Here is a 14,741-nt window from a genome sequence, read left to right as displayed (position 1 = left end):
ACATCTTGATATTCAACTATTGATATTTATAGCAATAAAATATAAAAAAAACGATCGCTCACAAAGGAATCACCTTAAACATACCCATACAGCCATTTTCGGCGATCGCATCTTGGTGAGGATGGAACATATACTCACCGGGGTAGGGGTAGGAAAATTCCAAGATATGCCGTTCAGCCGTCCCCAGGGTAATTACATCCGTTTCCAGGGTGGGGGTGAGGGTGCGCCCGGTGGGATAAACCTGGAACAGATTGGCATGAATGTGAAACGTCGCCGCTGCATCGAATTCAATCATATTTAGCAGATACAGGCGAACGAGTTGGTTTTGATAAATAGGGATGGGATGGTCTAAATAGTAGTCAGGAATGCCATTAAAGGCGTAGAGTTCATTCTGATTATCGTTGTTAATGTCATATCCGCCCATAACCAGAACCATCTCATCAGCGGGAGGACGTTTTTGGCGAGGATCTACAATGAACATGCCATAAAGTCCTTTGCTGATATGGCGGGTCACAGGGGCAATGTGGCAGTGATAAAGATGAACACCAGAGGGTTTAGCCTCGAATTCATAAATGGTTTGCTTACCGTGGCGTATCGGTTTTACCCCATCCATTTCCGATGGGTGAGTACCATGAAAGTGCATACTGTGGGAATGTCCGCCTTGATTGCGGAAAATAACCCGGATGCGATCGCCCTCGGTGGCGCGGAGGGTGGGTCCGGGAACGCGATCGTTAAAGTTCCAACTTACGAAGGAAACCGCGCTATTCAGTTGGAGAGTAGAATTTTTAGCAACAATCTCAAATTCGCGAATTGTGCGTCCATTTTCCTGTTTAATTGTGCCAGAGTCAAAGTCTCGCAACACGGACATGGGGTTAAACTGATCCGGTGTTGTCTCTGGAAGCTCAGGAATGCGTACTCTAGAGGTGGAACGTCGTATCCAGGTTTGTCCTGCGATCGCGGCACTCGTCACTCCAGCGCCGATTAATCCCCACTTCAGTATCTGGCGGCGAGTCCATGGTTTCATGCTTGATCCTAGATGTGGATTTTTCATTAGTGACAGTTCGTGGCAGTCATTAATTGATAATAATTCTTTTCTAGCAAGTTAATCAAGGGAGTGTGTTCACCGTACTCTTACCTATACCGGATTAGGGATTGGAGAAGAGAGGATTGGGAAAATAAGCTGTTCGGCATTTAAACCTTAATATCAATAATGGCGTAATCCTTGACGTAGTGTGAGCATCTTGCTCACTATATTGAGCATCTTGCTCGCTACTAATACCCAATTTAAATGCATGACAGCTTAGCTGTTCAGTTATTTCTATCTTCTTGCAGTAGCGAGAAGGTTTTTTACACTACAAAATTTAGGTTTTGACAATTCGCTTGAGCGCTAATAGATTCAATGTTTTAACCTTGCCAAAGACAAAAAACTGATAACCGCAGAATAAACTTAAAATTGATAAAGCCACTAATCCGACAACCTTCGTTAGCACAAAAAGCTGATGGGTCATTATCGCGATTGCCACGCCAGCCGCAATCAAAACCCAACCTAAATGACGTTTACTTCCACCATAATTTACAGTTAGCACTCCCAAAATCTCTACAATAACAAAAGGAAGAGCGAAGTGTGAAAACCAAAGACTAGAACTAAGAAATGCTAATCCGGCTAGAATTAACCCTGTACCCGTTAACTTGGTAACAAAGGTTTCCTGTTCGCTAAGATTTTCCGGATTAGGGATCACAGCAAGATTGCTGGCATCTTCAAAGATAAATGTGACTAAGCTATCTTTCCCTAATTCTATTTTGTCGCCCGGATTGAGAAGGTGTCGATTGGTGGGGGTGAGACGCATACCGTTTAAGTATGTACCATTGGAACTGCCAATGTCTTCGATAAAATAGTGGTCTCCCTCAAGGGAAATAGTGGCATGGTTTCGAGATACAATGTAGGAATTGGGGAAATTGGACACATCAATCTCCGGTTGTATGCTGCCCTCAGCCTTACCAATGTGAATCACCGAACGGTTGGGCGGTAACTCCAGCGGGGTGTTGGTTTGAACGTGGAAGAGTTTTGCCTGTTGTCCCGGTTGTATTTGTGTATTTTTCATAACGTTTGCGTGGAGATAGGTTCCTGAAAGACGGAGAAGACGATGGGAACGTGCTGCCGGATTTCCCAATAAAACAAGTTAGCTCTGATACTTATTATGTTCGATCAATCGGAAATTGAAACGGTTTATCCTCAAGTCGATTGTTAAGATATTCTAATTTATTATGCTAGTCCAACTCAGCCGCCAAGAACTCAAGTTCTTGGCTTATAGCTTAAGTCGGTTTTAACCGACTACAATTCTTGTTCAGAGGTAGGTTGGGTCGAGGAACGAGAGCAACATAAGCTAGTACTCTGTTGGGTTGAGCGAAGTCGAAACCCAACCTACTCACAGATCGCTATCTTAAAAGGTGTGTTTTAGCTTGGGTGGATAGGTAACAAATATAGCTTGACCTATCCAATAGCCTTTCATCTGATCAAATGTTAGGATTTGACGCCCGTAAAGCGGATTCCCCACGGTTACCGTTTGCGCTTTGGCATCAACCGATAATAGGGCGATGGCATGGTTAAATATTACGCCATCTACAGGTTCTTTGACGGTCAGTACAGCCGGTTGATCCGCCGCAATTAAATCATCAATTGTTAAACCCCATTGATAGTTCGGCGCTAAACCCAGCTTTTCCATTGCCCGAATTGTACTTAATGAGTAAGTCCCTTTTCGCGTCGTATGGGTGAGTTTAACCACATCTCGTTCTGATAAATTCGGATCTAATCCCACTAATCGGGCTAGTGTGGCGATACTGGCTGGGGCGCAAGTGTGAGATGTGGTTTGGAGAACAACTCCTTCAATGACTAACGCTTCACTGGCTATCCCAGTTATGGGTAATGTGTAATACAGAATAATCACCAACGGTAGCATCATTCCCACGACGACTCCCAGCAGCAGACGTAACTGTCGGCGAGAACGTTGTTCGGACAACTCAATTGATACGACTAGCCCTAAGGTTAAGCATCCCAACGCCAGGATAATGGGCTTATGATAAGCACCGAGATATAAGCGAACAATTAAGGGTAGAAAGCGGTAAACATTGAACTGTACACCGAGAATAATAACCGTTGCAGTTGTCGCGATCGCGAGAAATATGCGATTAATCTTGCGGCGGTAATTCTTTGGGTTGTTAGAGAGAGTGATTTGGGCGGCTAAACGATTTCCTACAATTGCACCGCTACTGAGAGGAATCAGGCAAAACAGGGTAATAAATAGGATGAGATAGTGCGATCGCATTGCCCAAAGGGTTAGGGAAACCCCTAGGATATAAGCAGCGAGGAGAACTTTAAGCAATGTGATGGGTGGTTTAAGCGGAAGTTTTAATAGACTGTTCATCGTTGTTTTGACAACAGCAGCTTTGATTGTTTTGAACGCAAAAATTGGAAGTGTTTCAACCTTTGGATTTCTTGCCCACTCTCCGTTACATTAGTACATAATGGGGCAATATTTGAGTGGGATACCTATAGGAATTAACCCGAATTAGTCAGGCTGAGAATCCCGACTTGTGGGGATTCTAACTCCCAACTCAAATAGGATGGCTATAGGGCGCGATCGCACTCACCAAAGAAAGCTGCTGTATGGGTAGTAAATCCGTGGCGAGTGGAGGCTACTGCAGTATATCTCTAGCCGAGTTGGGCTTATGCAGGTTCGTAGTAAGGGCTTGACGCTTAGATTCTGTTGGGTTGAGCGAAGTCGAAACCCAACCTACAATGATATGAGTGTCTCATGTCCGCGCCTACCGGAATAAGGGCGGGTTTTGTTGTTCATTTATCGGTGGGGAGGGCGGGTTTTGTTGTTCATTTATCGGTGGGGAGGGCGGGTTTTGTTGTTCATTTATCAGTGACAAGGTAAGTTAGTGGCTAAACCCGCCCCTACAATTGACCCTTCACTGCGTTCGGGGGTATGCTGATGAATTATTGATTATTAATTATGACTGATGACTTTTCAATTGTAGTCCGACTACTTATTGTAGTAATGCAAAAGCAGACTACCCGCTTTATCTAAGGTTTCGCCAAAAGTAATAATTCCTTCTTCATGTCCCGCCATTACCAGAATCTTTTTTGCCATCAGATTCTCTTGGTCAAATAATCGCAGAATTTCTCGTGCCATTTCCGGAGTGCCGTAGGGACAATCTTGGGCGGTGGTGGGCACTTGGTTGATTAACTGCTGCCACAGAGGGAGATTGTGAACGTGAATAATTGCGTTAATTGTCGGATTTGCCGCATAGAGAGTGGCATGAGTTAACGCTTCCGATGAGGCTTGGATAGGTCCTGTACAGGTTAAGGAATTCTGGTCTAAATCAAAATCGGTGACAATAGTATAGTGATGTTCTGTTAATCGGGGAAGACTGCCTGTTTTTGTGCCAGAGATGATAAACTCACCAGAGGGCGTATAACGAATACTGAGATTACCAAAACCAATCCCATTTTCATACATACCGATTAGATGCAATTGATAGAGCTTATCGCGCCATTGATTAATTTCGGCAATCTGTTTATAGGGAAGTGGTTTTGTCTCAATCCAATGGCATTGATACTTAACGTAACCTTCATCGATCATAGTCTTTTATTCCTATCGTTATTGGTAATGAAGAGGGAACAGGGGAAGGGGAACGGGGAACAGGGAATAGGGAAGAGTGACAAAGGACAAAGAACGAATGACCAAACTGCGGTAGTCTAGAGTAGGTGACTCTTTATATTTGTTTGACGCGATCGCTCTATGTCCTCTACTGTTACCAGTCCGGCTCGCACGATTCGTATCGGTTCCCGCAAAAGCCAATTGGCTTTGGTACAAACCTATTGGGTACAGGAACAACTACACAAACACTACCCGGATCGGGACTTTGAAGTCCAGACCATGAGTACCCACGGGGATAAAATATTGGATGTGGCACTCTCCAAGATTGGTGATAAGGGACTCTTTACCAAGGAATTGGAAGTAGGGATGCTGAATCAGGAGATTGATTTAGCGGTGCATTCCCTCAAGGATTTGCCCACCGCGTTACCAGAAGGATTAGTCTTGGGGTGTGTGACGGAACGCGAAAACCCCGCTGACGCATTGGTGGTTCACGCCAAGCACCAAGGTAAGCAACTGGATACGCTTCCCGAAGGTGCGGTAATTGGCACCTCATCCCTGCGGCGTTTGGCACAATTGCGCTACCATTTCCCCCATTTCACATTTAAAGATATTCGCGGAAATCTGAATACCCGACTCGGAAAACTGGATGCTGGAGAGTTTGACGCTTTGATTTTAGCCGCCGCTGGGTTAAAACGATTGGATATGAGCGATCGCATCCACCAAGTTATACCCTCGGAGATTTCCCTTCATGCCGTTGGACAAGGGGCGTTGGGCATAGAATGTCGGGGGGATGATCCAGAAATCTTGGATGTACTCAAAGCCATTGAACATTCCCCAACCGCACAACGGTGTTATGCAGAACGGGCATTTTTACGGGAACTCGAAGGCGGTTGTCAAGTCCCCATTGGCGTAAATACAGAGATCAAGGGAAATAATCTAATTCTCACGGGTATGGTTGCCCGTTTAGATGGGACAAGCTTAATTAAAGATACCGTGACTGGAGAGGCGACTGAGGCGGAAGCCTTAGGGGTTGAACTGGCTCAACTATTACGTCAGCAAGGGGCGCAAGAGATATTAGACGAAATCTTCGCTCAAATTCAGCGATAAGGTAGGGGCGCACCGACGTGCATTGGTGTCAAATTAAGACTTTGTATGACTAGCGCCCAAAGTTTAGATCCCCCTAAATCCCCCTTCAAAAGGGGGACTTTGATTAGATTCAATTTAGACGTCGGTTAATTTCCTCTATGTCGCGCTCTCCCCTAAACTTTTAGTTTCTGACTATAAATGTTAAGGTTGTGTATCAGAGGCGATCGCGACGACGAAAGACAAACAGATTGCCTGTTGCACCTCGCCCTACCCGAATTTCTGGATCGAGGTAGGAGGTTGTCCATAAAGCCTGATTGCGGAAGAATTCCCAGACGGGGATTTTCAGTTCTGGAAGGCTCCAGTTTTTCAGATTAAAGGGTTTGGTTGCTTGCAGGGAGAATGCATTAAAGGTAACATTAGCGGTGCGATCGGGAGTGTCCCACGTCCAAACGCCATCAGCCTGTAACCGCCACTCTCCTAGCAGAGGTAAGTCCAGAAATGCGCCATTAGAGGCAAAGATTTTATGGGTATCGCCTGCAAGTAATTTCTGCCACACCCGTTTGATTGTTAGGGTTCCCCCCAAATCTGGAATTGATGCCAGTTGGCGGGTGACAACGGTTCCTCTTGAGGCGTAAATCAATTCCCAGTTACCCAATAGAGAGGGGAGAGAATCGGGGTGGAGTGGGTTGGGGATAGGATTGATGCTTTCTAGCTGGTATACAATTTCATTGATTGGCTCTCCATTTGCGGGAAATAGGGCTTGCTGTAGCCCTAACGCTTCTATTCGTTCCAGGAGTTGTATTTTTGTTGATGACATTTCGGCTAATCTAAGTAGCTATTAGCAATAGCGCCAAAATTGATATTTTTTAAACTAATATATCCATCTAGGTACTCTGGCTCAACTTCCTTGATGATCTCAGAATCATTTTGGTAGGAAGGTATCCAGAAATTACTCTTAATCTCTAAATTCTTTAAAATATCATTGCCACCAAGAAATTGCTGCAATAGATATTCATAGACAAATTGTTTTCTGATACTTTCTTTTTTAAGATGACGGCGATTCTTAACATCGCGACAGTAGGCTAGGGATAAGTATTTTATGTCAATCACTTTTAAGGAGCATACTGTGCGGTAAAAATTTGTAATTTTATCAATAAAATTTGTAAATTCATCAATTAATTCTTGTGTTGTTAATTTTCTTAGCCCACGTCTAAACAAGGAGTTATCAAATACATTGTCTTTATTAAAACCAAACTCATCCAATAAAAATTTCTCAAATTTACCTGGAGTAAAGATAGCTTTATTTAAAGCCACGTAAAAAACGTGATTTAGCCTAAATATCGTATCTAGCGATTTGAAACTTAACTGTTTAAGATCTATTTCCCAAAAGGAATAAAAATTGCTAGGCAATTGATTATTGATAATGAGTTGATTATTTTGATTCCTATAAACTTTTCCTAACTCTTCAAAAGTATGTTTATTTAAAGGCTGACCTTCATAAGCTATTTTCAAATCAACTTCAGCAAAATCATGTGACTCGAATTTAGTTGTATAGCCATAGTCATTCCATGTCTTCCCATTATATGATTGTTTTCTCAAGAAAATAGTATTTTTTTCTCTCCACCTAAATTCGTTGAAACCAGTAGAAAATATAACCGCATCTGGTACTAATCGCCTACCATTAATACTAAAGACATTAGCTAGAGCCAATATCTTGGTATTACTATTAACTAATGACACTACATCATTAGAGATAAATCTGGTATCTAAGTGCAAAATATATTCGGGTGATACTGTCTTTGCTAAGTACGTCAGGCACATGGACTCCCAAACGCTATAAAAATTATTTATTCCCCAAATTTCTCCTTCATCAGCTTGGGATAGCTTCCCATACAAAAATAACTCAATGGCATCGAAAAAATACCAGTAATCTGTATCTTTAAGGGCAGTGTTTCTATCAATTAATTCCAGTGTATCTTTAAGACTATCAACCGTTTGACTACTATACTCATCATGAAATAAGCCAGCCTCGGCATTAATATACTTGTGTTTAAACCGTTCGGCTAAAGCAGCAACTTCACCGCTAACCGATTCATGCAACTGCTGCTTAACCTCTACCAGGATATAGCAGTACATACCAACGATATCAGTGGACTGGTAATGTATCATCTGCCGGGGTAATGTCATATCATCAATATATGCTGCGCCATTATCCAGATACACCGCACGGTGTAGAAATGAATGCAGTTTGCTGTAGTCTATTTTCTCAGATTTTCCCAACCTATCAGCCAAAGACAATATTTTAAGCTCATCATAAGCGTTGAGAATAGAACCAATCAGATCTAACTTCGAGTAAAAAATATTCTCTTCTATCTCAACATCAGGTAAGCTGATTTGCTGAATACTTCCCTGATTTCTGATTACACCATCCCTATCCTGAGTTTTGATATCAGCTTTAAGATAATCTTTCTGGAGGCAAATTAATTTAAAATGATTCAATATCCTATAAAACTGAAAAAATAAGTCTCGCTTGCTATCGTAAGTAGTAAACAAGCTTGGATCAAATCCTTTAGGCAAACAGAAGATTAGCTGGGACTTGCGTCTTTCTATACCTACAAACGAATAGGTTTCATTAACCTCTAATTGCAGTTCTTGAAAATCTATCATTATTCAAAACTCATTTTCAGACTTTAAAGCAGGTATCCTATCATGCATATCTTCCATAAACTCTTTTGCATAAATCACAAAATCGGCATAAGTAGTTAAGCTTATGTCAAATGATTCTGTGAAAAGTTGTACTAAAGGTCTTTTGTCTCTGGCAAATACACTATCCCACAAATAGAACATGACTTTATCTTTTACTTGATCTAGCGAAACTTTTCCATCATGAGGCTTAATAAACCACCAACCCATTTGTTTATCTTCTACTCTTCTAATACTTTGATGATGAGATTTGATAAACTCATTGATGCCTACAATACATCTATACCACTCTATATGCTCATCATTATCTAGTTCCAAAGTTGCTTGTAATATTATAGCTGGTACGTTTTTATTTGTTATGTCAGCCTGACTAGGAGCATTCACATACTCCCAATCCCAACGCCTCTTAAAAGCACTGTCTAGATAGTAAATTGACTCATCAGAGGTATTGATGGTAGCAAGAATGGATAAATTAGGAGGAAGGCTAATTTTATAATCCTTTAAATTTCGGGACTGCCAAAAAGAATTTTTTGAATTGGTTTGACTGAATTTCCCATAATCTCCAAATAAGGTTCTGAAAAAAGAAATTAGCCGTCTGTCTAATCTTTCCCTAGAACCAAAACCGCCGTTACGCTACTCCATAAAATGCTTCGCTAGTATCGGCAGAGCCGCGATAGCCCACCTCTAGTAACTTCGACTCAAGATGTCCTTGTCGATTCTAGCCCAAAAAAAAGCTAGAGTAACAAGGTCAGCAGGTATTAAATTAGACAAATGGGGACACTGTATGTTGTCGGGACGCCAATTGGCAACCTAGAAGATATGACCTTCCGGGCGATACGCATCTTACAAACCGTCGATCTTATCGCCGCCGAAGATACCCGCCATACGGGAAAACTATTGCAGCATTTTCAAATTAAAACCCCTCAAATCAGTTACCACCAGCACAATCGCCAGCAGCGCCTACCTGAATTGCTGAATCAGTTAACCACAGGAAAAACTATCGCCCTGGTTACCGATGCGGGAATGCCGAGTATATCTGACCCCGGTTATGAACTCGTCCAGGGGGCAATAGAAGCAGGAATTACAGTGATCCCCATCCCCGGTGCTACGGCTGGAATTACTGCCCTCAGCGCCTCTGGACTCCCCACAGATCGATTTGTGTTTGAAGGCTTTTTACCCGCGAGTGGACAAGAACGCCAACAACGGTTAGAGGTGTTAGCGGCTGAATCGAGAACGTTAATTTTTTACGAATCGCCCTACCGTCTCCAGCAAACCCTACAAGATTTCGTCACTATCTTTAGTCCCTCTCGTCCAATCGTCCTAGCGCGGGAATTAACTAAGTTACACGAACAGTTCTGGCGAGGCACCATTGAAGAGGCGATCGCATATTACACTGACCACGAACCCAAAGGTGAATTTACCCTCATCCTTGCTGGCGCACCTGCTGAAACCCCCGTCCTCTCGGAAGCCGCCCTCAAAGCCGAACTCAGTCAACTAATTAATCAAGGACTTTCGCGATCGCAAGCCGCCCGTCAATTATCTCACCTCACCAATCTGCCGCGACGCCACCTTTACCAAATGGCACTATCGTTAACCGAGATCCCGTAGGGGCGGGTTTAGGGATTCAATGAACAGACACACTTTAAACCAGACAACGAAACCCGCCCTCTTCTTGGCGCTGAATTAAGGCTGGTGGGTTTCGACTTCGCTCAACCCACCCTCCGGTATATCAGACGAAGGACAAATGACGAATGACGAATGACATAAGACAAATAACTGAAAAAGACCATCAACTTGACAGATGGTCTTTTATGTGCTACAAATTTTGTTGTCGTTTTTGGAGGAAATCTGCTGCCCGTTCCCAAGCGCACAGCTTAAGATTTCTTTATATTTTTATCGTAACAGAGAATACGTTTTTTATCAAAATTTACATTCTTAACCAGAGATATCTGCCATCCGATAGTGTTCAGCCTGTTGAGGACGCCCCCACACGATCCGTTCTCGCTTGTAAATCGCCATTCCCGGTTTAGCCCCCTTGGGCTTATAAACATACTTCGGCTCAGTATACACCACAGGCACCACATCACTCTGACGACCTCGACTATAATGGGCAGCTAAGTCAGCCGCAAACTGGAGATCTGCCTCATCCGCAACAGCCCCCGGATCTAAGCGTAATAAGACATGACTCCCAGCAATCTCCTGGGTATGAAACCACAAGTCATAATCCCCAGCCGTGCGAAATGTGAGCTGGTCATTTTGGCGATTGTTACGACCAATTAACAATTCAAACCCACTGGGCGTGCGGTATCGGTACGGTTCAGATGCTTCGGTGACATCCCGACTGCGTTGATCTCGAACATCCAAATACCCTTGCCCAATCAACTCCTCGCGGATTTCCTGTAACGCTTGCAAGTCTTCTGGCGTCGTATAGCGATCAATCTGAATTAAAGATGCCTCAACCTGTTCCAAATACTCAACTTCCCCTTGCACCTCTTGCAGTAACGGTACAACCGCCAGACGCGCCCGTTTCAGCTTTTGATGACGTTTATAGAGGGCTTGAGCGTTTTGTACGGCATTTTTGTCAGAATCGAGGGAAATCGTCAACGGTTGATTGGTTTCAAAATCCAGAACCGTGATCTGGTTCATTCCCGGTTGCCAATCTTGCAGATGTGCCATCAATAAGTCAGCTTGTTGACGATACTCATCCGCCTGTTCCGATTGCTGTAACCGTTGTTCAAAGCCTAACGCCTTGGAGCGCGATCGCCCTAAAAAATTGTTGACTTTCTGAGTCAGTTGGTTATGCAGTCGGCTAAACTCTTGTCGATTCAGTTGATCTGTATAGTAATGATGCAGTAAAACCTGGATATTTGGAGCAGGTTTAATCACACCCCAACCCAGCACATTATATCCATCCTCTGTCCAACCCGGTTTGATTGTGTAGGGGCGGGTTTGACTATTATCGTTTGTTGTCACCCCGATGTGACTAAACCCGCCCCCATCTTCCCCAACCAGGGCGGGTTTAGTTAAGTGATCAGTTTTCTCCAAGACGTTATCTGTAAAACCCGCCCCTACAACTTGACCCCACTTCTCCAGCGCCCATAGCCATTCTTGCCAGCGCTGAAATAACCGTTGCCAATCTTCTGTCTTTAACGTTTCCGTGGATTGGTTGGGATCTAAATCAGCCGCTTGGATCATAGAACGTACCAAAGCTGGACTTAATCCCCGATAACTTTTAAGTAACTGCCGTTTTAACGCTCCGGGAACTAAGCTAACTCGTTCTTGCCAACGCTCCTGGGACTCACTTAAACTGGGTAAATCCCCCAACAATGCTGGCGGATGTTCGTAAGGCTGACCCGTTTGAATCGGACGGACACTCGATTGCTGAGAACTCACCTGATGGGCGGCGGTGACAATGATATTTTTATCATCTGTAAGGATAACGTTACTATATTTACCCATAATTTCTACATACAGATGCCAGAGAATCGGATCTCCGGGGCGTCGGGCAAATTGCAAGTCTAATACTCGCTCCCAAGGGGCAATAAACTGAATTCCGACTAGCGCCAACCCATTTAACTGATGTCGCAGTTGATCACTAAACGTAAACGTATCCGGTAGGCGAGGCGGCGGATCAGCCAAGCAAATTCGGGCGGCTTGGGGATGCCAAGCCAGCGTCAGCCATCCTCTACCCTGAAGCGTTCGTAAGCATAGAGCAATAGTAAAGCGATCGCGCTGATAAACCTTTTCCAGTCGTCCTGGTATCCAACCCGCTTGTAACTCTGCACAAGCGGCTGTCAAGGTCGTAAAGTCAACCTGTTGCATGTCTTCGTGATGGGGTGTAACGGTGTCTCGTATAAATTGGTGTCCGTTGTCCTCTGACTATCTACTCAATAGCCGATGACAAGTAAGCCGCATTTATGGCAAGCAAATCTACTCTTTTTTTAGCGTCAACCCGAAAATTCAGGTTTTCTGTGCAATTTAACCTTGTAAGCCTAAATTTTTGTAGATAACATTGAAATCAAATCCCTCGTAATCGCTCCTCAAGCGGCTTTTGCCGTTATTTTTTCATGGACATTCAACTGATCAATATCGGTTTTGGTAACATTGTTTCGGCAAACCGTGTCGTGGCAATCGTTTCTCCAGAGTCTGCTCCTATTAAGCGTATCATTACAGATGCTCGCGATCGCGGACAACTGGTTGATGCAACGTATGGGCGGCGCACTCGAGCTGTCATTATTACCGATTCTAGCCATGTCATTTTATCAGCGATTCAGCCAGAAACGGTTGCTCATCGCTTTGTCATTGGCAAAGATGGGGCAACCAGTACCAATTAACTCGACAAGAAACCGATGATCAAACCAGGCAGACTGATTGTAGTGACTGGTCCAAGTGGCGTGGGGAAAGGAACTCTAGTCCGTTTACTCTTGACTAGACATCCGCAACTGTACCTATCGATTTCCACCACTACCCGTCAACCCCGCCCTCATGAAGTGGAGGGACAACATTATTATTTTGTCAGTCAGGATACGTTTCAGCAGATGGTCAGCGCCAATGAGTTATTGGAATGGGCAGAGTATGCGGGAAATTATTATGGTACACCCCGCAAACCCGTAGAACAGCATATTCAACGGAGTGAGTCTGTCCTGCTAGAAATTGAACTAGAGGGAGCAAGGCAAATTCAACAAACCTTTCCCACCGCCTTGCGTATCTTTATTCTGCCTCCCAATGTTGCGGAACTCGAACAGCGTCTTCGGGGGCGGGGTCAGGATAGTGAGGAGGCGATCGCGCGACGCCTAGAACGAGCCAAAGCTGAAATCGAGGCGGCGGATGAATTTGATGTACAAATTGTTAATGACAACCTGGAAGAGGCACTATCGAAGCTAGAAGCAGCTATTTTTTGAGGGGCGGAGTAAATGGGAAGATGAGGGAGATGGGGAACACCTCGACTTACTTCGGACTTCGGCGTGAGCGCTCAGTCGAACGCTTCGCTCAGTAACACGCTCGGTGTGTCAGATGGGGAAGATAGGGAAGATGGTGTAGGGGCGGGTTTCACTACTATCGTTGGAAAGGTGCGTTACGCTACCCTTCGGGAACGCTTCGCGAACGCTAACGCACCCTACACCCGCCCCGACTTTACGTAGCTTGCTTCTCAAGGGAGCGAGTATGACGAAGGACGAATGACGAAGGACGAATGACAAATGACGAATGACAAATAACAATGCCAGTATAGAAGAACCAATATCAGGGGCATCACGATAATCTCTCACCATTGAAAACCGCAGGTAAGCATGCAGACTCAATTAAATACCCCTGTACTCGAACAATTGATTGATTCACTTCAATCCAGTTATTCGGTGGAAGAGGCATGTACAACTATTGAACCCTTAGTCCAACAGCTTTTTCCCGATGAAATTGGGGCGATTTTTGTCATGAACTCCTCAAAAAACTTACTGGAGGCGATCGCGACTTGGGGTTCTATCCCGTTGACAAGCGATTCGGTCTTTTCGCCCCACGAATGCCTAGCATTACGACGCGGACAGGCTAATTTGGTGGACGATACCCAGTATTGTTTAAACTGCCAGCATATTCGCGCTAATTCTCCCGCCGTGGAAACTTTTTGTGTTCCCATGATTGCCCATGGAGACACGGTGGGTTTGTTGTCTGTCAGTTCACTTCAACGGGGGCGAATTGCCCAAACTCGACAATTAGCAGAAAGGGTAGCGAAGCATATTGGCTTGGCATTAGCGAACTTAAAACTGCGAGAAACGCTGAAAACCCAGACGTTTCGAGATCCGCTGACGAAACTTTATAACCGACGTTACCTGGAAGAATGCTTTGAACGAGAAATCCGTAAGTCTCAACGTCAACCCAAGCCTATTGGGGTAATCTTATTGGAAATTGATGAGATGGAACAGTTAAACCAGCGATTTGGCAAATCTGTAGCTGATTTGCTGTTGCGCGAGATTGGGTTGTTATTACCCAGCCAAGTTCGGGCGTCTGATATTGCCTGTCGTTACGGTGGTCAACAATTTCTCTTACTTTTACCAGAAGCCGCGTTAGCTGTCACCCAACGACGCGCTGAACAACTGCGACAGAGTATTCAGCAACTCAGCTTAGACTATCGCGGTCAATCCCTGGGTTCTCTGACCATTTCTGCGGGGATAGCCAGTTTTGCTGAACATGGTAAGACGGCAAAGGAAGTGCTACAAGCGGCTCATATCGCCCTGAATTTAGCAATTACTGGAGGGCGCGATCGCATTGTCACAGCATCCTGATTACCTTGCTCAA

General features: G+C 44.3%; 13 protein-coding genes. 5 read left to right on the top strand and 8 right to left on the bottom strand.

Annotation, left to right across the window (positions count from 1 at the left end; translation table 11 throughout):
- Positions 1–58: 58 nt before the first annotated feature.
- The 4 genes from RH949_RS24350 to RH949_RS24335 all read right to left on the bottom strand — a co-directional run bounded on the left by RH949_RS24350 (position 59) and on the right by RH949_RS24335 (position 4,646).
- On the bottom strand, positions 59–1,024 hold the full coding sequence (locus tag RH949_RS24350; protein ID WP_446356770.1) for a multicopper oxidase domain-containing protein: 966 nt from the start codon (positions 1,022–1,024) through the stop codon (positions 59–61).
- 337 nt (positions 1,025–1,361) lie between these two features.
- Entirely contained in the window at positions 1,362–2,102 is a 741-nt protein-coding gene (locus tag RH949_RS24345) for an FHA domain-containing protein (protein ID WP_006102580.1), read from the bottom strand.
- Between the two features lie 339 nt (positions 2,103–2,441).
- Entirely contained in the window at positions 2,442–3,422 is a 981-nt protein-coding gene (locus RH949_RS24340; protein WP_446356768.1) for a cysteine peptidase family C39 domain-containing protein, read from the bottom strand.
- A gap of 624 nt (positions 3,423–4,046) precedes the next feature.
- Positions 4,047–4,646, bottom strand: a complete 600-nt coding sequence (locus RH949_RS24335; protein WP_006102639.1) for a class II aldolase/adducin family protein — start codon at positions 4,644–4,646, stop codon at positions 4,047–4,049.
- A 159-nt stretch (positions 4,647–4,805) separates the two neighbouring features.
- Here RH949_RS24335 and hemC point away from each other — a divergent pair, with 159 nt between their 5' ends.
- A complete protein-coding gene (hemC, locus tag RH949_RS24330) occupies positions 4,806–5,771 on the top strand; it encodes a hydroxymethylbilane synthase (protein ID WP_446356765.1) in 966 nt (321 codons plus the stop codon).
- Between the two features lie 193 nt (positions 5,772–5,964).
- Here the strand turns inward: hemC and RH949_RS24325 are convergent, their stop codons facing one another.
- From RH949_RS24325 to RH949_RS24315, 3 genes are read right to left on the bottom strand one after another with little or no spacing between them, the layout of a single operon-like run.
- The gene (locus tag RH949_RS24325) at positions 5,965–6,567 is read right to left on the bottom strand and encodes a PAP/fibrillin family protein (RefSeq protein WP_446356763.1); all 603 of its coding nucleotides are present in this window, start codon (positions 6,565–6,567) and stop codon (positions 5,965–5,967) included.
- A gap of 5 nt (positions 6,568–6,572) precedes the next feature.
- Positions 6,573–8,417: a hypothetical protein gene (locus RH949_RS24320; RefSeq protein ID WP_446356761.1), complete on the bottom strand. Its 1,845-nt coding sequence runs from the start codon at positions 8,415–8,417 to the stop codon at positions 6,573–6,575.
- A gap of 3 nt (positions 8,418–8,420) precedes the next feature.
- The gene (locus RH949_RS24315) at positions 8,421–8,837 is read right to left on the bottom strand and encodes a hypothetical protein (RefSeq protein ID WP_446356759.1); all 417 of its coding nucleotides are present in this window, start codon (positions 8,835–8,837) and stop codon (positions 8,421–8,423) included.
- Positions 8,838–9,224: 387 nt separating this feature from the next.
- Between RH949_RS24315 and rsmI the strand changes: the two genes are divergently transcribed.
- Positions 9,225–10,061 (top strand): 16S rRNA (cytidine(1402)-2'-O)-methyltransferase, encoded by an 837-nt coding sequence (gene rsmI, locus RH949_RS24310; protein ID WP_446356757.1) that lies wholly within the window; start codon positions 9,225–9,227, stop codon positions 10,059–10,061.
- A 327-nt stretch (positions 10,062–10,388) separates the two neighbouring features.
- Here rsmI and RH949_RS24305 read toward each other — a convergent pair whose 3' ends face one another.
- Positions 10,389–12,275 carry an Rqc2 family fibronectin-binding protein gene (locus RH949_RS24305; protein WP_446356755.1) on the bottom strand — a complete coding sequence of 629 codons (1,887 nt, stop codon included), beginning with the start codon at positions 12,273–12,275 and terminating at the stop codon, positions 10,389–10,391.
- A 245-nt stretch (positions 12,276–12,520) separates the two neighbouring features.
- Here RH949_RS24305 and remA point away from each other — a divergent pair, with 245 nt between their 5' ends.
- The 3 genes from remA (at position 12,521) to RH949_RS24290 (ending at position 14,728) form a co-directional block, all read left to right on the top strand.
- Positions 12,521–12,787: an extracellular matrix/biofilm regulator RemA gene (gene remA / locus RH949_RS24300; protein ID WP_006102648.1), complete on the top strand. Its 267-nt coding sequence runs from the start codon at positions 12,521–12,523 to the stop codon at positions 12,785–12,787.
- 15 nt (positions 12,788–12,802) lie between these two features.
- The gene (gene gmk / locus RH949_RS24295; RefSeq protein ID WP_446356753.1) at positions 12,803–13,354 is read left to right on the top strand and encodes a guanylate kinase; all 552 of its coding nucleotides are present in this window, start codon (positions 12,803–12,805) and stop codon (positions 13,352–13,354) included.
- Between the two features lie 387 nt (positions 13,355–13,741).
- Complete coding sequence (locus RH949_RS24290) at positions 13,742–14,728, top strand: GGDEF domain-containing protein (RefSeq protein ID WP_006102714.1); 987 nt, start codon at positions 13,742–13,744, stop codon at positions 14,726–14,728.
- Positions 14,729–14,741: the final 13 nt, after the last annotated feature.

The organism is Coleofasciculus sp. A1-SPW-01 (assembly GCF_040217205.1).
Classification (GTDB): Bacteria; Cyanobacteriota; Cyanobacteriia; order Cyanobacteriales; family Coleofasciculaceae; genus Coleofasciculus; species Coleofasciculus chthonoplastes_A.
The sequence above is the reverse complement of the archived record's forward strand: the minus strand, read 5'-3'. Positions and strand labels throughout refer to the sequence as shown.